We start from the raw sequence: 16,446 nt of genomic DNA, 5'->3' as shown, positions 1-16,446 counted from the left end.
GACCGTATCAAGCAATCACGTGAGGGCAGATGGACAAGCTCAGCGGCATGTTGGCCTTTGTCAAAACGGCGGAACTTGGCAGCTTTGTGGCGGCAGGACGGGCGCTCGCGATATCCGCGTCTGCCGTGGGCAAGGGCGTGGCGCGGCTGGAGCAGGAGGTGGGTGTGCGACTCTTGCAGCGCAGTACCCGGCGCATCCAGCTCACGGCAGAGGGACATCTGTTTCACGAACGCTGTCGGCGCATCCTGGATGACCTGGACGATGCGCAGGCCATGCTGTCCTTGTCGCGCGAGGCCCCCCGTGGGCGGCTGCGGGTGAGCGCGCCCATCGTGGGGTACCACTTCCTGATCCCCCTGGTGCCGGAGTTTCTGACCCGCCACCCAGAGGTGGAACTGGACATCAATTTCAGCGACCGCGCGGTCGATCTGATCGACGAGGGCATTGACGTGGCCATCCGCAGCGGTGACCTGCGCGACTCCCGCCTTGTCTCGCGCCCGTTGCAGGCCTTCCGGCTGCTGTTATGCGCAGCCCCGGCCTACCTGACGCGCCATGGCACGCCTGCGGCCATGCGCGATCTGGAACAGCACGCCTGCGTGCGGTTTCGCCATCCGGACTCCGGCAAGCTGCTCGATTGGCCTTGGCGCGAGGGCGTGGCCAGCGCCGAGCCGCGCCTGCGCACCGTACTTGCCTGCAACAACATCGAGGCGGTTCTGGGCGCCACGTTGCGCGGGCTCGGGATTGCCTGTCTGCCCGACTTTCTGGTGCGTGATGCCCTGGCCGATGGCCGGTTGGTCAGTGTGCTGGAGCAGGACATGGGCCCCAGCCGCCAGTTCCGCGCGCTGTGGCCATCCAGCAGGCATTTGTCCCCCAAGGTGCGTGTGTTTGTGGACCACCTGGGGGCGCGGCTGTCCGGCCCGCCATAATCGCCCTCAGATACACAACTACTCCGAGGGAATGCACATGAAGGGCCATATCGCTGCCATTGTTCTGGTCGTGCTGGGCGTGTTTTTTCTGCTGACCAATCTGGGGCTGATCAGCATCAGTCTGCGCGAGCTGCTGCGGGTGTGGTGGCCGGTGGCGCTGATCGCGGTGGGCCTGGCGCTGTTCTTCACACCGGGCGACAAGAAGAAGTAGCCCTGGCGCAAAGACCCAGGCAAAGGCCTGGGCTCAGCGCTCGCCGTGCCCGCTGTGCGGCGTCACAAACGCCGGGTCGCTGCCAAAGAAACCCCGGAACAAATTGCGCGCAATGCCGTGTGCCGCTACCTGCAGGTCGTGCGCCACCTCGGGGGCAAACAGGCGGCTGGTGTGCTGCTGCCACAGCCCCACCCAGGCGGCAAAGTGGGCGGGAGTCACGCCCTCCAGCGCCATGTGTTTGCCAAACACGTCGCCCTTGAAGCTGCGCGTGCCCAGTGCCACCGTGCTCCAGAAGTCCACGAGCCGCTGCAGGTGGGCGTCCCACTGGCCGTGCAAGGCCTTTTCAAACACGGGCCCCAGCAGCGGGTCCTGGCGCACATCGCCGTAAAAGCCATGCACCAGCTGCGTGATGCTTTCCACGCTGGGTGGTGCGTGTGCCCCAAGACCCTCGGGTGAAGTGGTTTGCAGGTTCATGCCTGCAGTGTGCCCCCGCCGCTGCACGCGCAGCCTGACGGACCGCAACCTTGCGACGAGGGCGCTGCGCCGGCTTCGAACGCCGGGAACAGCACGTTGTTCTCCAGGTGGATGTGGTTGATGAGGTCATCGCCCAGCTGGGCAATGCCTGCATACAGCGCGCGCCAGGTGTTGCACGCGCCTTGTGGGGGCGTGGCGTCGTTGGTCAGGGCGTTGAGCTTGTCCAGCGCTTCGCCGTGGTCCACGTGTTCGGCGCGCATCATGCCGATGGGCTGGCCCACAAAGGGGTTGCCGCCGCTCTTGAGCATGGGGAACAGCACCTGCTCTTCCTTGAGCATGTGCGAGAGCAGCTCCTCGTGCATGGTTTCCAGGTGGTCGGCCAGTCCGGCGGGCACATGGGGGTTGTCGCGGTGCACGGCCTCCACGCGGCGGGCCATGCGGATCAGCTCGGGCAGCTGCTGGCGGTGCACCTCGTGGTAGCGCGCCAGGATGTGGTCGATCAGTGCGCTGGGCGATGCGGCTTCGGGCACGGCGTCGCTGCGTTGCAAGGCCGCCAGCTCGGCCAGCACGGCGTTGGCATCCAGCCCCTTGTCGGCAGCCGCCTTGGCCAGACTCACCTGGCCGCCGCAGCAAAAGTCGAGCTTGAGCCGCCGAAAAACCGCCGTGGCACCGGGCAGTTGCACCGCGATCTGGCCGATCTGCTGGTCGGCGCTGAGCGGGGCGGGGTGGGCGGAGGCAGCTTCCAGATGGTCAACACGGGCATTCATGGCAGGTCCTTTTAAAGATTCATTTGATGTGAATATTTTATTCAATAAAATTCGTCCTGCATACCTCTTTCAATTGACCTGCGGCAAAAACCATGCGCCTGACCCAATGGACCGACTACACGCTGCGCGTGCTCATGTACTGCGCAGCCACCGAAGGCCGCGAGCAACCTGTAACGATCATCGAGGTGGCCGAGGGCTACGGCATCTCGCGCAGCCACCTGATGAAGATCGTGCAGCAGCTGGCCGCCCAAGGGCTGCTGGAGACCACGCGCGGGCGGGGCGGTGGCATGCGGCTGATGGTGCCGGCGTCGGCCATCAACATCGGCGCCGTGGTGCGTGCCACCGAGACCGACTTCAACCTGGTGGAATGTTTTGATCCCGGCACCAACCAGTGCCGCCTGAGCAACCACTGTCGCCTCAAGGGCGTGCTGTGGCAGGCCATGCAGGCCTACCTGGCGGTGCTGGACAGCGTGACGCTGGCCGACCTGATGGCACCGGCCGCTGCGGGTGGGTCGGCTGCACGCGCCCTGCTGCCCACGGTGGCGCTGCCCCGGGGCGGCGGCGCCATGCGCAAGCGAGCACCCGTGGCCGGGTTGCCCTCCAAAGCCGAAAATATTGAATAAAAATGGCCCATTGCGCTCGATAGATATCGATTTTTTGCTATCAAATTGATAGTTAATCCGACCCTTGCATGCCTCTGACTGCAAATGCCTGCCGGTAGCGCGCCGGGGTCAGGCCCACATGGCGTGCAAATTCGCGTGTGAAGTGGGGCTGATCGGCAAAGCCGCACGCAAACCCGATTTCTGCGAGGCCATGCGGGCTCTCCAGCAGCCATTGCGCGGCCACCCGCGCGCGTGCCTCGGTCACGATGTGGCGGCAGCTCAGGCCGCGTTCGGTCAGCGCCCGCTGCAGGCTGCGGCGGGCCAGGCCGGTGTGCCGAGCCAGTGCATCCACCGTGTGTTGCGCGGCCGGGTCGTGCAGCACATGGCGCGCCAGCTGGTGCGCCAGCGGCGGCCAGGGCAAGGCGTCGCACAGGTGGGTGGCGGGCTGGGGCTGCGAGGTGGGGGTTGTGGGTGCCTTGCCGTCGTGAGGTTCCCAGTGCAAGGTCCAATGGCCTAGCAACCTTCGCGCGGCCAGCGGTGCCAGTTGCGCGTGCAGTTCCGTCGGGTTGGCGACAGGGGCTTCCATCCGCAGGTTCACGCGGTGGCCTGCGGCCTCGGGCGCGCCGATCTCCACCCGCAAGCCGCGCACGCTCAGGGCCTGGCTGGCACCCACCAGCACGCCCAGCACGGCCAGGCTTTCGGTGGGGTGAGGTTCTTCTCGCACACCGGGGCGCGCGTGGTGGCGCAGTGCCAGCGTGCCCGGGGCGCTGGCGGTGACGCTGACCTGGTGGCGCGAATGCACATACCGCTCCAGCCGCTGCCAGCGCGTCAGCAGCTCAGGCACGCTGGCCGCACCCAGCAGGGCGCGGTGTACCGGGTCGCCCGCCAGCAGGTCCACCCGTTGGGCCAGTTGCAGCAGTGTGCCCAGGCCGCCCTGGTGCAGCACGGCTTCGACCACGCTGCGTTTGTAGGCCAGGGGCACATGGCTGGCGGCCAGCCCGTCGGCACCCGGTTGGGGCGGTGGCGGCACCAGCCCGTGCGCAGCCATGGCGCGCACCAGCAGGCGGACCATGGCGGCGCTGGCAAAGTCTTGCATGGGCGGATTGTGCCGTTGGTGCTGCCTGATTCAGCTCCGCGTGCTCAAGGCCCGCAGCACATCCGCGCTGCGCACCGGCAGGCGGGCAAAACGCACGCCGGTGGCGTCGCGCAGCGCGTTGGTGATCGCTCCAGCCCCGGCCACCATGGCGGTTTCTCCGGCACCGGTGGGCGGCGCGCTGCTGTCGATCAGGTGCACATGCAGCGGCGGCACGTCGCCCATGCGTGGCAGCGGGTAGTCGGCAAAGCTGGCAGCGGCCACGCCCGAGCGGGCCACGGGCAGTTGCTCGTGCAGCACCATGCCCAGGCACCACACGAGGTTGCCCTCGGTCTGCGCGCGCACGCCGTCAGGCTGCAGCACCAGGCCGCAGTCGTGCGCGCACCACAGCGCCGTTACGCGCACCTGGCCGGTGGCGCGTTGCACCTCCACGTCGGCCACGGCGGCGGCGTAGCTCACGCCCTTATAGATACCGCCTGCGATGCCGCGCCCGCGCAAGGTGGTGGCGTCGCTGGCGGGGCGCTCTGACCATCTGGATTCTGCAGCGGCACTGCGCAGCACCTGCGCCAGGCGTGCATCGGTGGTGTGCTGCAGGCGCCAGTCCAGCGGGTCGGCCCCAACGTGGCGCGCGCATTCGTCCATGGTGCTCTCCACCACGAGGGTGTTGGGCCCCGCACCCAGGCCGCGCCAGGGGCCTGTGTGCACGGGCAGGCGCTGGGCGGTGAACTCGATGCGCTGCTGGGGCACGTCGTACGGCATTTGTGCGCCGCGCGCCACGCCGCTGTCGCCCGCCAGGTCGGCCAGGGTTTGCATCCACACCGGCATGGCGGCGGGTGTGAACAGGATGTGGCTGCTGGCCAGCGCATGCCACCAGTGGGTGATGCGCCCGCCTTGCACGCGGGCCCGCACACGGTGGCTGGAGGGCGGGCGCTGGAAGCCCTGGGCAAACTCCTGCGCGCGGCTCCATTGCACCTTGACGGGTGCCCCTGCAGCCTGGGCGAGCACGGCGGCCTCCAGCTCCACCGTGCACAGCGTGCGGCCGCCAAAGCCGCCGCCGATGCGGCAGGCCTGCACCTCGATACGTTCGGCATCCAGGCCCAGCTGGCGAGCGAGCACGTCGCGCATGTAGAACAGGTCTTGGGTGCCCGCCCATACCTTCAGGGCGATGCCTTGGTCTGCGGCGGCCAGCCAGTGCGCCGTTGCGCTGCGCGGCTCGATGGGCGCGTGGGCGGCCAGGGGCACGTCCATGCGCAGGTCCAGCGTCCATGCTGTGTCTGTGGGCAGGTCGTCCTTGCGCAGCCGGTGCTGCAGCGCGCCCCGGCGCAGGTGGGTGTCGATGTCGATGCGCGTGTCGATGGCCGCCTGCTCGAATGCGCTGCCATCTTCCACCTGCCATTGCACGGCCAGCGCGGCCTCGATGCGGTCGAGCGCCGAGGGCGTGCGCGCCACGATGCCCAGCCCCAGGCTGCCCATCTGCGCGAGGCGCGGGTGCTGCACCACGGCCACGCAGGCTGGGTCGGCGCGGGCGGCCGTCTCATCCCACGCTTGCGGGCGTGAGGTGATTTCGGCCGACACCGGTGCGCGCAGCACGCGGCCATAGAGCAGGCCGGGCAGGCGCGTGTCGCCCGCAAACAGCGGCTGGCCGGTGACGAGGGCGTGCAGCTGGCCCGGTGCCACCGCAGTTTCTTTGGTGGCCCCGGTGCGCGGCTGCAGGCTGCGCAGCGCGCTGGGCGCAATGTCACGCGCGGCCAGCGTGCCCGTGGTCTGGCCTTGCGCCAGGGCCTCGCGCAGCGTGGCGCAGGCGCGGGCCAGGGGCAGGGCAAAGTCCTGCACGCTGGCGCTGCCCACGGTGGCGCGCACGCGGGCGATGTGGCGGGTGCTGGGCAGTTGCAGGTGTACCTGCGCGGGCGGCACCCCCAGCTCGGCAGCGGCCAGGCCCTGCATGGCGGCGCTGATCTGCTGGCCCATTTCGGCGCTGGGCAGCCACAGGGTGTAGCGGCCGTTTTCGTGCCGTATCCAGCCCAGCGCGTCGTCGGCGGTGGAAGTGGGGCGCTTGGGGATCACCGGCACCAGGCTGCAGCCCGCCAGCGTGACGGTGAGTACCCCGGCGCCTGCCGCTGCCAAAAACTGGCGGCGCTTCATGGCTTCGCACCGTCAGCAGCCTGGTGGATGGCCGCGCGCACCCGGTGCTGGGTGCCGCAGCGGCACAGGTGGGCCGACATGGCGGCGTCGATCTGTGCATCGCTCGGGCGGGGCGTGGCGCGCAGCAAGGCCACGGCGCCCATGATCTGGCCGCTCTGGCAATAGCCGCACTGGGGCACGCGCAGGTCCAGCCAGGCCTGTTGCACGGGGTGCAGCGTGCCGGCGGGTGCCGCCAGGCCTTCGATGGTGGTAATGGAGCGCCCTTGCAGCCCGCGCGCCGTCTGCAGGCAGGCGCGTTGCGCTTGGCCGTCGATGAGGACGGTGCAGGCGCCACATTGGCCCATGCCGCAGCCAAAGCGGGTGCCCGTGAGGCCCAGGGGCTCGCGCAGCAGCCAGAGCAGGGGTTCGTCCTCCCAGCCGGGAGGCACCGGCTGGGCTTGTTGGTTCAGGGTGATGTGCATGGGGCCTCCGTGGGTGTGACGGGGCCAGTGTGCAAAGGCGGAGGCGGTTGGTCTTGAAGATCTGCGCCAAACAGATCAGAGCGGCAACTTTGGCGTCGGGCTGGGGATTTGAATGAAAATGGCCTCCAGCGCTTGTTCATCAAGCGCTAGAAGCTATCATTTTTGAAGCATTGCACTCCACTGCGGCATGGTCTGCGCCCACCACAGCCGCAGGCGCATGGCCCATTCGGGTGTGTAGCCCGAGGTGGCGAACCGCACTTGGCCGTGCGCGTCGATGACCACCAGCGCGGGCACGGCGCGCACGCCCCAGCTGCGTGACAGGGTGCCCTGCGGGTCCACCGCCGTCTGCCAGGGCATGCCGCGCTGGCGCTGCACCTGGGCCACCTTTTCGGCGTTGCCCGACTGCATGGCTACACCCAGCACGGGCCAGTCGGCGGACAGGCTGGCGATGCTGGGCTCTTCCAGCTTGCAGATGGAACACCATTCGGCCCAGAAGTGCACGGCCACGGCCTGGCCGGGGTGCTGCGCGCGCCACTGGGCCAGGGTGGTGGGGGCGGTGGCGCCAGCGCTGGGGGCCATCACCAGCGCCACATCGGGCGCAGGGCCCTGGGGCAGGTCGCGCGTGCGCCAGGTGTCTACCGCCACGATGGCGACCCAGGCGAGCGCGAGGGTGGCCAGGTGCTGCTTCCAGCTTTTGCGCAAGGACTGCGCGGCACGGGTGGCAAGGGCCTTCAGCATGGCGGGGCTGTGGTGTCGCGAATCAGCGCAGCACTTCCAGCAGCCGGTCGAGCCCGCCCTGGTTGATGGCCACCTTGGCCTGCGCGCGCACGGCGGGCTTGGCGTGGTAGGCCACCGACAGGCCCGCCGCGCCCATCATGGGCAGGTCATTGGCGCCATCGCCCACGGCAATCGCCTGCTGGGGCGAGATGCCCATGAGCGAAGCCACTTCCAGCAACGTGCGGCGCTTTTCGGCGCCATCACAGATGTCGCCCCAGGCCTGGTCCACCATGCGGCCGGTGAGTTGGCCATCTTGCACTTCGAGCATGTTGGAGCGGGCGAAATCAATGCCCAGCCCGGCCTTCACGCGGTCGGCAAAAAAGGTGAAACCGCCAGAGACCAGCAGCGTCGTCAGGCCTGCAGCCTTGGCGGCGGTGATCAGCTCCTTGGCGCCTGGGTTGAAGCGCAGGCGCTCGGTGAACACCTGTTCCATGTGCTGCACCGTCACGCCCTTGAGCAGGGCCACGCGCTGGCGCAGGCTTTCCTTGTAGTCGGTGATCACGCCTTGCATGGCCGCTTCGGTGATGGCGGCCACCTCGGCCTTGCGGCCTGCGGCGTCGGCGATTTCGTCCACGCACTCGATGTTGATGAGGGTGGAGTCCATGTCAAACGCGATGAGCTTGTAGCTCGACAGGGACAGGGGGGCTTCAATGCCCTGGACAACAAGGCCGGGCGCGAATTCGGTAGCGTGGGTCATGGCAGAACGTGGGAGTCGTTTTTTTTGGGGGAGCACAACCTGCAATGGTATCGCCCGCGCCTGCGTACTCGATAGCCCCAAACCGTATCGCCCCGCAGGGCATAAATTCCGCGGCTCGCGGCCGAGAGCGGTTGCTTCCAGCTCTTGGGTTTGCCTTGGATGCGGACGATGTGCAGTACGGGCCCATGGGCGCATATGATTTCTGCACAACATGCACTGAGGGTACTGACGATGGCCATGCACAGAGACGGCAACGCGGGAGAGAAAGTCTCCGCGACATGGATCAACCGCAGGCAGGCCACGGCCGTACTGCTGGCCAGCGCGGCGGTGCCTTTTACCCCAGCGGGAGCGCAGGATGCAGCGGCCCCCGCATCACCTGCCGCATCCCCCGCTGCATCGGCTGCCGAAGCCCCTCTCGCCGCTATCTGGCCTGCTGACGACTGGGCAGAAAGCACGCCCGAGGCGCAGGGCATGGACTCCGCAGCGCTGGCCAAGCTCGTCGACTTTGGCGCAGCGCAGGGCATGGACAGCCTGCTCGTCACCCGACACGGCAGCCTGGTGGCCGAGGCCTTCTATGCCCCGTACCGCGAGGGGCTCAAGCATGCCGTCAATTCCACCACCAAGGGTGTCGTCGCCACGCTCACCGGCATGGCCATCCAGGACGGGCTGATCGCCTCGCGCGATGCGCCTGTGCTCGATTTCTTTGCTGACCGCAAGGTCGCCAACGCCGATGCCTCCAAGAAGGCCATGACTGTGGGCCACCTGCTGGACATGACCTCGGGCCTGAACTGGATCGAGCCGCTCAGCGACGCCGTGCCCGAGACCATGCTGCAGCTGACCCGCACGCGCGACTGGCAGGGCTTTGTGCTCGACCGGCCCATGGCCCAGGCGCCCGGCACGGGCTTCAACTACAACAGTGGCAACACCCATCTGCTCTCGGCCATCCTGGTGCACAAGACCGGCGGCAGCACCCTGGCCTATGCGCAAAAACGCCTGTTCGGCCCCTTGGGCATCACCGACGTCCGCTGGCGCAAGGACCCGCAGGGCCTGGAGGTCGGCGGCTGGGGCCTGTACCTGCACCCGCGCGACATGGCGCGCATCGGCTACCTCTACCTGCGCATGGGCCAGTGGAACGGCCGCCAGCTGCTGCCCGCCGCCTGGGTGGAGCAGGTCTTCAATCCCGTGGTGGACATGGGTTTTGGCACCAGCAACGGGGCGCCCTCCTTCAAGTACGCCAACGGCTGGTGGAGCATCCCTTCCAGGCGCGCGTACTTCACGGCCGGCTTCAACCGCCAGCTCATCGTGGTGCTGCCCGACCTCGACGTGGTTGTCGCCGTGACCGGCCGGCGCCACTACCCGCTGCCCCTGTTCATCGACCAGATCACCGCCGCAGTGCGCTCGCGCGAGCCCCTGCCTGCCGACGCTGCCGGGCAGGACCATCTGGCCGCCCGTATCCGCGACGCCGGGGTGGAAAAGCCCAGCGCCATCCCCACCACCACGCCCGAACTGGCCGCCACCGTTTCGCGCAAGGCCTGGCTGCTGGAGCGCAACGGCATGGGCATCCAGCGCCTGGTGCTGGATCTCACGCCTGCCAACCCGCGCTATGAGGTCACCTTCGACAGCAGCCGCCCCGATTTGCCGCGCGAGCCGGTTGCCGGCCCGCTGGGCCTGGATGGGAAGTACCGCACCGCGCAGCAGGGACCCAATGCGGTCATCGCCATCAAGGGCCACTGGCTTGATGCGCAGACCTTTCAGCTCATCTCGCGCTCGGTGGCGGATGGCGAGGTCACCGTGGTCACGCTGAAATTCGAGGACGGCGGGAAGGCGGTGAATGTGGGGCTGGAGAACAACTGGGGGTTCAAGGCGCAGGTGCGGGGGCGCGGGGAGTAGCGCTTCGGCTTTGCATGACCATCGGCAATGAAGCTACCAGGTTCAGCGCCACGGCGACCAGCCCGGCTCTGGCCAGGTTCTTCCATGAGCAGCGCTGGATGGTCGCGTTTCCCGAGCGCCGGCGGCTCGCCGCGCCCCGGTTGATATTGGCGCTCTCAGCCGCATGTTGATGGTTGTCAGGTAGCCTTGGGCTTCCACTCCCCAGCGCCAGCGGGGCATTCGCCAGCTAGGAGGCTGTCGGACTTGGAGCGTCGAAAGCGAAAATCGGCCCCAGCGAGGACAGTTTTTGCCGGATTTGCAGCCCCATAGCCCGGCTATGGGGCAAAAAGACGGTAAAAAAATGGACCGCTGCGGTCGATTTGCAGCCGACGATTTCCAAGTCCGACAGCCTCCTAGACCCGCCACCGATAGACCACCGATGAAGACCATTGACGAAATGCTGCACCTGGACTTGCTCACCGCCGAGCAGCACGTTGACATCAGCGCATGGATTGCGCAGTCAGCCTCTCCCGAAGAAATACTGCAGATGCCTGCGCCCCTGTGGCAGGCCCTGGAGCGCGCCAGCAAAGTGATGGGCATCGACGAGGACCTTTTGCGACCACCGTCGTTCGATGCGGACAGTCTGGCGCTAGGCTAAGACGTTTGTGCCGCTGGCGGCAAGCTTGGCTTGGGTGTCCGGGTCGAAAAGGGCGGCATGCACTGCGCGCTGGAGTTTGTCGGCAACGGGCCGTGGACCATGGCAGAACGTGGGAGCCGTTTTTAGGGGCTACGGCCCGCAATAGCATCGCCTCCTCGGCTTCCCAGTGCCGGGCTACGGCGCTCAGACCGTGCGGGCCGGATCAGCGCGAAGGCGGCAGGCTCTTGCCGTTGCCCGCGCGCCCGGCGGTGGCGGGGTTGGGCGTAGGTGGTTCGTTCATCTTGACCAGGAACATGCGCAGGAAAAACGCGGCCATGCACAGCATGAACCCGATGCCAATGATGCTCATCAGCCCGTAGTCGGTAGAGAAAAGATCGTTCAGCAGCTTCATGGTGGGGCACTCCTTGTTGGTGTGATGTCCACTATCGCGCTGCAAAGGCGGATACCCCTTGCGCTGTGTCAACCATCGCTGCAGCAGCCGAGGCTCAGTCCGGCCGGGGCAAGTACAGCCGGTCCGACCATGTGGCCAGCCACTCGGGCTTGAAGGCTACAAAAATCGCCGCGAGCATGCCGGTGACAAACCCATCGCCCCAGGCCATGAGCCAGCGCGCCACCAGCGACAGCTCATCGCCCACGCCGGGCAGCAGGTGGCCGCTCCACTGCGACAGGACACCCGCCGCAAACACGCAGACCACCGTGCCCAGAAACGCACGGCCCAGCACATAGACAAACGGTTTGGTGCCGGTGTAGCGCCGCAGCAGCGCACCCAGGCCCAGCGCCAGCGTGGCAGGCACCACGCCCAGCCACACCGTGGCACCCAGCGCATCGGCCCAGGCCATCGCTGGGGAGATCAGGCAGGCCACGATGCCCACGCCCATCAGCACCGGGATCGCCAGCGGCCAGCCCAGCATCAGCACCACCAGGCAGGCGCCGGACCACTGCAGTTGCAGCGGCATGGCATGCAGCGTGGGCAGGGCCCACAGCCAGGGCAGGAAGACCAGCGTGGCGAGTAGTGGCGTCCACAGCGCAGACGGCGCGCCCTGCGTCTCGTGTGCCAGAGGCTTGCGGTTGGCCAGCATGCGCCAGGGACGGGCCGCCAGAGCGGCAACCAGAGCGACGAGGACGAGGGCGGCTTCCAGCCACATGGTTCTGTTTGCTATGCTATTAATAGCTGCTAGCGATTGCCAGATAAGCGCTAGAGGCCAATTTCATTAAAAATCAAGCAACCACCAGTGGCTGCCCCAGGCTGCGCAAGATGTCCCGCACCATCTGCGCCCGGTCCTTGGGTTCTTTCAGCTCGCGCTCGATGCGCAGCTTCTCGTTGCCCGCCAGCTTGATGTGCTTGTTTTTCTGGATCAGCTCGATGATGCGCATCGGGTCGATGGGCGGCTGGGGCTTGAAGGTGATGTTGATGACGCCAGGGGCCGCATCCACCTTGACCACTCCGTAGGGCTGGCTCAGCACGCGCAGGCGGTGCACGTCAATCAGGGTCTGGGCCTGCGGCGGCAGCTTGCCGAATCGGTCCACGATCTCTTCGAGCAGGCCGTCGATCTGGTCGGGGTTCTTGGCCGTGGCCAGCTTCTTGTAGAACGACAGGCGCAGGTGCACGTCGCCGCAGTAGTCGTCGGGCAGCAGGGCGGGGGCGTGCAGGTTGATGTCGGTGGTGACGGACAGGGGCGACAGCAGGTCCGGCTCCTTGCCGGCCTTAAGCGCCTTGACGGCTTCGTTGAGCATCTCGTTGTACAGCTGAAAGCCCACCTCCAGCATGTTGCCGCTCTGGTTCTCGCCCAGCACCTCGCCCGCGCCGCGAATCTCCAGGTCGTGCATGGCCAGGTAGAAGCCGCTGCCCAGTTCTTCCATCTGCTGGATGGCTTCGAGCCGCTGCTGCGCTTGCTTGGTCAGTCCTTCCACGTCGGGCACCATGAGATAGGCGTACGCCTGGTGGTGGCTTCGGCCCACGCGCCCGCGCAGCTGGTGCAGCTGCGCCAGGCCGAACTTGTCGGCGCGGCTCATGATGATGGTGTTGGCGGTGGGCACGTCGATCCCGGTCTCGATGATGGTCGAGCACAGGAGGATGTTGTAGCGCTGGGCCACGAAGTCGCGCATCACGCGTTCGAGCTCGCGCTCGGGCATCTGGCCGTGGGCCACGGCGATGCGGGCCTCGGGCAGTATCTCTTCGAGCTTCTGGCGGCGGTTCTCGATGGTCTCCACCTCGTTGTGCAGGAAGTACACCTGCCCGCCGCGCTTCAATTCGCGCAGCACCGCCTCGCGGATCACGCCCGTGCCCTCGTTGCGCACAAAGGTCTTGATCGCCAGGCGCCGCTGCGGCGCGGTGGCGATGACCGACAGGTCGCGCAGGCCTTCGAGTGCCATGCCCAGCGTGCGCGGGATGGGCGTGGCAGTGAGGGTGAGCACGTCCACCTCGGCGCGCAGGGCCTTCATCTGCTCCTTGTGGCGCACGCCAAAGCGGTGCTCCTCGTCGATGATCAAGAGGCCCAGGTTGTGGAACTTGGTGGATTCGCTCAATAGCTTGTGCGTGCCGACCACGATGTCCACCGTGCCGTCGCCGATGCCCTTGATGGCGGCGGTGATCTCCTTGCCCGAGCGAAAGCGCGAGACCTCGGCCACCTTCACCGGCCACTTGGAAAAGCGGTCCACCAGCGTCTGGTAGTGCTGCTCGGCCAGCAGCGTGGTGGGCGCCAGGAAGGCCACCTGCTTGCCGCCCGTGACGGCCACGAAGGCTGCGCGCAGCGCCACCTCGGTCTTGCCGAAGCCCACATCGCCGCAGACCAGGCGGTCCATGGGGCGGGGGCTGATCATGTCCTGGATCACCGCGTGGATGGCGGCGTTCTGGTCGGCCGTTTCTTCAAAGCCGAAGTCGTTGGCAAAGGTCTCGTAGTCTTGCGGGCTGTAGCGGAAGGCATGGCCTTGGCGTAGCGCGCGGCGGGCGTAGATGTTGAGCAGCTCGGCCGCGCTGTCGCGCACCTGTTCGGCGGCCTTGCGCTTGGCCTTTTCCCACTGGCCGCTGCCCAGCTTGTGCAGCGGCGCCTCGTCGGCGCTCACGCCGGTGTAGCGGCTGATGAGCTGCAGCTGACTCACGGGCACATACAGCACCGCCTTGTCGGCGTATTCGAGGTGCAAGAACTCCTGCATGGCGGGCGTGCCGTCGGGGTTCTTGTTGCCCACGTCCATGTTGACCAGGCCGCGGTAGCGCCCGATGCCGTGCTGGCTGTGCACCACCGGGTCGCCCACGTTCAGCTCGGCCAGGTCCTTGATCAGTGCCTCGACATCGCTCACTTGCTCCTGCTTCTTGCGCCGGCGCGTGGTGGGGCCTGCGGCAAACAGCTCGGTCTCGGTGACGAAGTCGATGCCGTCCTCGATCCAGCTGAAGCCCACGGTGAGGCCCGCGGTGGCGATGCCCACCTTTTCGTCGGCTGTGCCCTGGAACTCGGCCAGCGAGTCGAAGGCCGGTGGGTTCACGCCGCTGGCGCGCAGAAAGTCGAGCAGGCTCTCGCGCCGCCCATCGCTCTCGGCCAGCAGCAGCACCCGGTGCTGGGTGTTGCGGAGGTGGGCGTGCAGGCGCGCCAGCGGGTCCTCTGCCCCGCGCACCACCGAGAGGTCGCCGAGCTTCTGGAAGTGGGGGTTGTCGGCAATGTCCTCTACCCCGGGGCGGATGGACAGTTGCGCATGCTCCTTGGCGCGCGTGTAGAACTGGTCGGCCGAGAGGAACAGCGCCTCGGGTGGCAGAGCCGGCCGTTCGGGATCGCCCTGCACCAGGCGAAAGCGGTCCTTGGTGTCCTGCCAGAAGCGCTGGAACGCGGGCTCCAGGTCGCCATGCAGCACCACCGTGGCTTCGCCGCCCAGGTAGTCGAACACCGTGGCAGTTTCGTCGAAGAACAGCGGCAGGTAGTACTCGATGCCGGCCGTGGCCACGCCCGCGCCCATGTCCTTGTAGATGCGGCTCTTGGTCGGGTCGCCTTCGAGCATCTCGCGCCAGCGGCTGCGGAATTTCGCACGCGCGTCGTCGTCCATGGGGAACTCGCGGCCGGGCAGCAGGCGCACTTCGGGCACGGGGTACAGGCTGCGCTGGCTGTCGGGGTCGAAGGTGCGGATGCTGTCGATCTCGTTGTCGAACAGGTCCACGCGGTAGGGCACCAGCGAGCCCATGGGGAACAGGTCGATCAGCCCGCCGCGCACCGCGTATTCGCCAGGGCTGACCACCTGCGACACGTGGCTGTAGCCTGCCAGCGTGAGCTGGGCTTTGAACTTGGCTTCGTCGAGCTTTTGCTTGACCTTGAAGTGGAAGGTGTAGCCCGCCAGGAAGGAGGGCGGCGCGAGGCGGTACAGCGCCGTTGTGGCGGGCACCAGCACCACGTCGGCTTCACCCTGGGAGATGCGCCACAGCGTGGCCAGGCGCTCGCTGATCAGGTCCTGGTGCGGGCTGAAGGTGTCGTAGGGCAGCGTCTCCCAGTCCGGAAACAGCGCGCAGCGCAGGCCCGGCGCAAAAAAGGCCATCTCGTCGATGAGCCGCTGCGCATCGGTGGCGTCGGCCGTGACGATGGCGGTGGTGCGGCCCCCTGCCTTGTCACGTTCGGCCAGACGGGCCAGTAGAAGGGAATCGGCGCTGCCCATGGGGCGGGGCAGGGTGAAACGTTTTCCGGGGGAGAGTTTGGGCAGTTCCATGCGGACGGTGTCGTCTGGGCCCACCGCATCCCCAGGGGCGCGAAACACGCACGGGCTGGATCGGAGGGCAACGGAGGATTTTAGAATGAGCGCTTCATGATTGCTCCCTTGCTCCAACCCCCGCTCGCCCCTTTGTCTGCCCATGGGCGATTCTGGGCGCTGGTGCCCTGTGCCGGAATGGGCTTGCGGGCTGTTGCGGCGGGCGCTGCTGCCCCCGCGTCCGCCTCCGGCAATGCTGCGCCATCGACCTCGACCGTGGCTGCGTTTTCGGCTGTGGACGTTGCGGCGCCCCCGCCCACATCCCCTTTGCCCAAGCAGTACCACCTGGTGGCGGGCCAACCGATGGTGCTGCACACGCTGGCGGCCTTTGCCGGTGTGGGGCGGTTGCTGGGCACCCTGGTCGCGGTGGCCCCCGGGGACCGGTTTTTGGACACGCATGCGCACCCCACCTTTTTTGTGGTGGAGTGTGGCGGCCCTACGCGGGCCGATACGGTGCTGGGCGGCCTCAAGGCGCTGCTGGAACGGGGGGCGCAGGCGGATGACTGGGTGCTGGTGCACGATGCCGCGCGTTGCCTGGTCACGTCCGAGCAGATCGACTCCCTCATCGACCAGTGCGCTGGCGACAGTGTCGGGGGCCTGCTGGCGCACAAGCTGGCCGACACGCTCAAGACCTCCATCGACGGCCCCGGCGGCGTGCGTGTGGCCTCCACGGTGGATCGCAGCGACAAGTGGCTGGCCCAGACGCCGCAGATGTTCCGCATCGGCCCCCTCATGGATGCCATCGACAAGGTGGGTTCCAACGTGACCGACGAGGCCAGCGCCATGGAGGCCATGGGCCTGCACCCGCGCCTGGTGCCAGGTGGGGCGCAGAACTTCAAGGTCACCTACCCGGACGATTTTGCGCTGGCGGCGGCTGTACTGGCTGCGCGTGCGCACGGCACGACGCTGGAGCGTTTTGGGGGCGACCGTGGCCAGGTGACCACCGCACCGGGCAAAAAGAATCTGTTCTAGAACCGTTTCCTTCAGTGCTTTAACCCCGGCCTCACGGCGCCGTGGATGAGTGCGGCGGGGGCGCAAGGCAATACAACG

The 16,446-nt window shown here is 67.3% G+C and carries 16 protein-coding genes; 6 read left to right on the top strand and 10 right to left on the bottom strand.

Annotated elements, in window-relative coordinates; all coding sequences use genetic code 11:
- Positions 1 to 29 precede the first annotated feature (29 nt).
- Positions 30 to 923, top strand: a complete 894-nt coding sequence (locus tag ACQ4MJ_RS11420) for a LysR family transcriptional regulator (RefSeq protein WP_121419660.1) — start codon at positions 30 to 32, stop codon at positions 921 to 923.
- 37 nt (positions 924 to 960) lie between these two features.
- Positions 961 to 1,134, top strand: a complete 174-nt coding sequence (locus ACQ4MJ_RS11415) for a LiaI-LiaF-like domain-containing protein (RefSeq protein WP_171012331.1) — start codon at positions 961 to 963, stop codon at positions 1,132 to 1,134.
- A gap of 33 nt (positions 1,135 to 1,167) precedes the next feature.
- Here ACQ4MJ_RS11415 and ACQ4MJ_RS11410 read toward each other — a convergent pair whose 3' ends face one another.
- Together ACQ4MJ_RS11410 and ytfE are read right to left on the bottom strand one after the other, a co-directional pair.
- Positions 1,168 to 1,608, bottom strand: a complete 441-nt coding sequence (locus ACQ4MJ_RS11410) for a group III truncated hemoglobin (protein WP_431152603.1) — start codon at positions 1,606 to 1,608, stop codon at positions 1,168 to 1,170.
- The gene (ytfE, locus tag ACQ4MJ_RS11405) at positions 1,605 to 2,375 is read right to left on the bottom strand and encodes an iron-sulfur cluster repair protein YtfE (protein WP_218299449.1); all 771 of its coding nucleotides are present in this window, start codon (positions 2,373 to 2,375) and stop codon (positions 1,605 to 1,607) included. Before ytfE ends, ACQ4MJ_RS11410 begins: the two co-directional genes overlap by 4 nt.
- 92 nt (positions 2,376 to 2,467) lie before the next feature.
- Between ytfE and ACQ4MJ_RS11400 the strand changes: the two genes are divergently transcribed.
- Positions 2,468 to 2,998, top strand: a complete 531-nt coding sequence (locus ACQ4MJ_RS11400; protein ID WP_055402311.1) for an RrF2 family transcriptional regulator — start codon at positions 2,468 to 2,470, stop codon at positions 2,996 to 2,998.
- Positions 2,999 to 3,050: 52 nt separating this feature from the next.
- Here the strand turns inward: ACQ4MJ_RS11400 and ACQ4MJ_RS11395 are convergent, their stop codons facing one another.
- From ACQ4MJ_RS11395 to serB, 5 genes are all read right to left on the bottom strand, one after another.
- Positions 3,051 to 4,073, bottom strand: coding sequence for a helix-turn-helix transcriptional regulator (locus ACQ4MJ_RS11395; protein WP_431152605.1), 1,023 nt, complete (start codon positions 4,071 to 4,073; stop codon positions 3,051 to 3,053).
- A gap of 30 nt (positions 4,074 to 4,103) precedes the next feature.
- Positions 4,104 to 6,212, bottom strand: a complete 2,109-nt coding sequence (locus tag ACQ4MJ_RS11390) for a molybdopterin cofactor-binding domain-containing protein (RefSeq protein WP_431152606.1) — start codon at positions 6,210 to 6,212, stop codon at positions 4,104 to 4,106.
- On the bottom strand, positions 6,209 to 6,673 hold the full coding sequence (locus ACQ4MJ_RS11385) for a (2Fe-2S)-binding protein (RefSeq protein ID WP_431152607.1): 465 nt from the start codon (positions 6,671 to 6,673) through the stop codon (positions 6,209 to 6,211). The genes ACQ4MJ_RS11390 and ACQ4MJ_RS11385 overlap by 4 nt, the downstream gene beginning before the upstream one ends.
- A gap of 156 nt (positions 6,674 to 6,829) precedes the next feature.
- Positions 6,830 to 7,411, bottom strand: coding sequence for a redoxin domain-containing protein (locus ACQ4MJ_RS11380; RefSeq protein WP_431152608.1), 582 nt, complete (start codon positions 7,409 to 7,411; stop codon positions 6,830 to 6,832).
- Between the two features lie 22 nt (positions 7,412 to 7,433).
- The gene (gene serB / locus ACQ4MJ_RS11375; RefSeq protein WP_121419666.1) at positions 7,434 to 8,147 is read right to left on the bottom strand and encodes a phosphoserine phosphatase SerB; all 714 of its coding nucleotides are present in this window, start codon (positions 8,145 to 8,147) and stop codon (positions 7,434 to 7,436) included.
- 231 nt (positions 8,148 to 8,378) lie between these two features.
- On the opposite strand from serB, the gene ACQ4MJ_RS11370 reads away from it, so the two are divergent.
- A complete protein-coding gene (locus tag ACQ4MJ_RS11370) occupies positions 8,379 to 10,037 on the top strand; it encodes a serine hydrolase domain-containing protein (RefSeq protein WP_431152610.1) in 1,659 nt (552 codons plus the stop codon).
- Between the two features lie 418 nt (positions 10,038 to 10,455).
- Positions 10,456 to 10,674, top strand: a complete 219-nt coding sequence (locus tag ACQ4MJ_RS11365) for a hypothetical protein (RefSeq protein ID WP_055400951.1) — start codon at positions 10,456 to 10,458, stop codon at positions 10,672 to 10,674.
- Positions 10,675 to 10,876: 202 nt separating this feature from the next.
- Here ACQ4MJ_RS11365 and ACQ4MJ_RS11360 read toward each other — a convergent pair whose 3' ends face one another.
- The 3 genes from ACQ4MJ_RS11360 to mfd form a co-directional block, all read right to left on the bottom strand.
- Positions 10,877 to 11,065: a DUF3149 domain-containing protein gene (locus ACQ4MJ_RS11360; RefSeq protein ID WP_055393653.1), complete on the bottom strand. Its 189-nt coding sequence runs from the start codon at positions 11,063 to 11,065 to the stop codon at positions 10,877 to 10,879.
- A gap of 94 nt (positions 11,066 to 11,159) precedes the next feature.
- Positions 11,160 to 11,819, bottom strand: a complete 660-nt coding sequence (locus tag ACQ4MJ_RS11355; RefSeq protein WP_121506878.1) for a hypothetical protein — start codon at positions 11,817 to 11,819, stop codon at positions 11,160 to 11,162.
- Positions 11,820 to 11,892: 73 nt separating this feature from the next.
- Positions 11,893 to 15,357, bottom strand: a complete 3,465-nt coding sequence (gene mfd / locus ACQ4MJ_RS11350) for a transcription-repair coupling factor (RefSeq protein WP_431152611.1) — start codon at positions 15,355 to 15,357, stop codon at positions 11,893 to 11,895.
- A gap of 96 nt (positions 15,358 to 15,453) precedes the next feature.
- On the opposite strand from mfd, the gene ACQ4MJ_RS11345 reads away from it, so the two are divergent.
- Positions 15,454 to 16,368 carry an IspD/TarI family cytidylyltransferase gene (locus ACQ4MJ_RS11345; RefSeq protein WP_431152612.1) on the top strand — a complete coding sequence of 305 codons (915 nt, stop codon included), beginning with the start codon at positions 15,454 to 15,456 and terminating at the stop codon, positions 16,366 to 16,368.
- Positions 16,369 to 16,446 lie beyond the last annotated feature (78 nt).

Origin of the sequence: Acidovorax facilis, assembly GCF_050626955.1 — a bacterium.
GTDB lineage: Bacteria > Pseudomonadota > Gammaproteobacteria > Burkholderiales > Burkholderiaceae_C > Acidovorax > Acidovorax facilis.
The sequence above is the reverse complement of the archived record's forward strand: the minus strand, read 5'-3'. Positions and strand labels throughout refer to the sequence as shown.

Excerpts from the sequence above, each read along its gene's own strand:
- ACQ4MJ_RS11420 (WP_121419660.1), top strand. The coding sequence starts at position 30 with ATGGACAAGCTCAGCGGCATGTTGGCCTTTGTCAAAACGGCGGAACTT.
- ACQ4MJ_RS11415 (WP_171012331.1), top strand. The coding sequence starts at position 961 with ATGAAGGGCCATATCGCTGCCATTGTTCTGGTCGTGCTGGGCGTGTTT.
- ACQ4MJ_RS11410 (WP_431152603.1), bottom strand. The coding sequence starts at position 1,608 with ATGAACCTGCAAACCACTTCACCCGAGGGTCTTGGGGCACACGCACCA.
- ytfE (WP_218299449.1), bottom strand. The coding sequence starts at position 2,375 with ATGAATGCCCGTGTTGACCATCTGGAAGCTGCCTCCGCCCACCCCGCC.
- ACQ4MJ_RS11400 (WP_055402311.1), top strand. The coding sequence starts at position 2,468 with ATGCGCCTGACCCAATGGACCGACTACACGCTGCGCGTGCTCATGTAC.
- ACQ4MJ_RS11395 (WP_431152605.1), bottom strand. The coding sequence starts at position 4,073 with ATGCAAGACTTTGCCAGCGCCGCCATGGTCCGCCTGCTGGTGCGCGCC.
- ACQ4MJ_RS11390 (WP_431152606.1), bottom strand. The coding sequence starts at position 6,212 with ATGAAGCGCCGCCAGTTTTTGGCAGCGGCAGGCGCCGGGGTACTCACC.
- ACQ4MJ_RS11385 (WP_431152607.1), bottom strand. The coding sequence starts at position 6,673 with ATGCACATCACCCTGAACCAACAAGCCCAGCCGGTGCCTCCCGGCTGG.
- ACQ4MJ_RS11380 (WP_431152608.1), bottom strand. The coding sequence starts at position 7,411 with ATGCTGAAGGCCCTTGCCACCCGTGCCGCGCAGTCCTTGCGCAAAAGC.
- serB (WP_121419666.1), bottom strand. The coding sequence starts at position 8,147 with ATGACCCACGCTACCGAATTCGCGCCCGGCCTTGTTGTCCAGGGCATT.
- ACQ4MJ_RS11370 (WP_431152610.1), top strand. The coding sequence starts at position 8,379 with ATGGCCATGCACAGAGACGGCAACGCGGGAGAGAAAGTCTCCGCGACA.
- ACQ4MJ_RS11365 (WP_055400951.1), top strand. The coding sequence starts at position 10,456 with ATGAAGACCATTGACGAAATGCTGCACCTGGACTTGCTCACCGCCGAG.
- ACQ4MJ_RS11360 (WP_055393653.1), bottom strand. The coding sequence starts at position 11,065 with ATGAAGCTGCTGAACGATCTTTTCTCTACCGACTACGGGCTGATGAGC.
- ACQ4MJ_RS11355 (WP_121506878.1), bottom strand. The coding sequence starts at position 11,819 with ATGTGGCTGGAAGCCGCCCTCGTCCTCGTCGCTCTGGTTGCCGCTCTG.
- mfd (WP_431152611.1), bottom strand. The coding sequence starts at position 15,357 with ATGGAACTGCCCAAACTCTCCCCCGGAAAACGTTTCACCCTGCCCCGC.
- ACQ4MJ_RS11345 (WP_431152612.1), top strand. The coding sequence starts at position 15,454 with ATGATTGCTCCCTTGCTCCAACCCCCGCTCGCCCCTTTGTCTGCCCAT.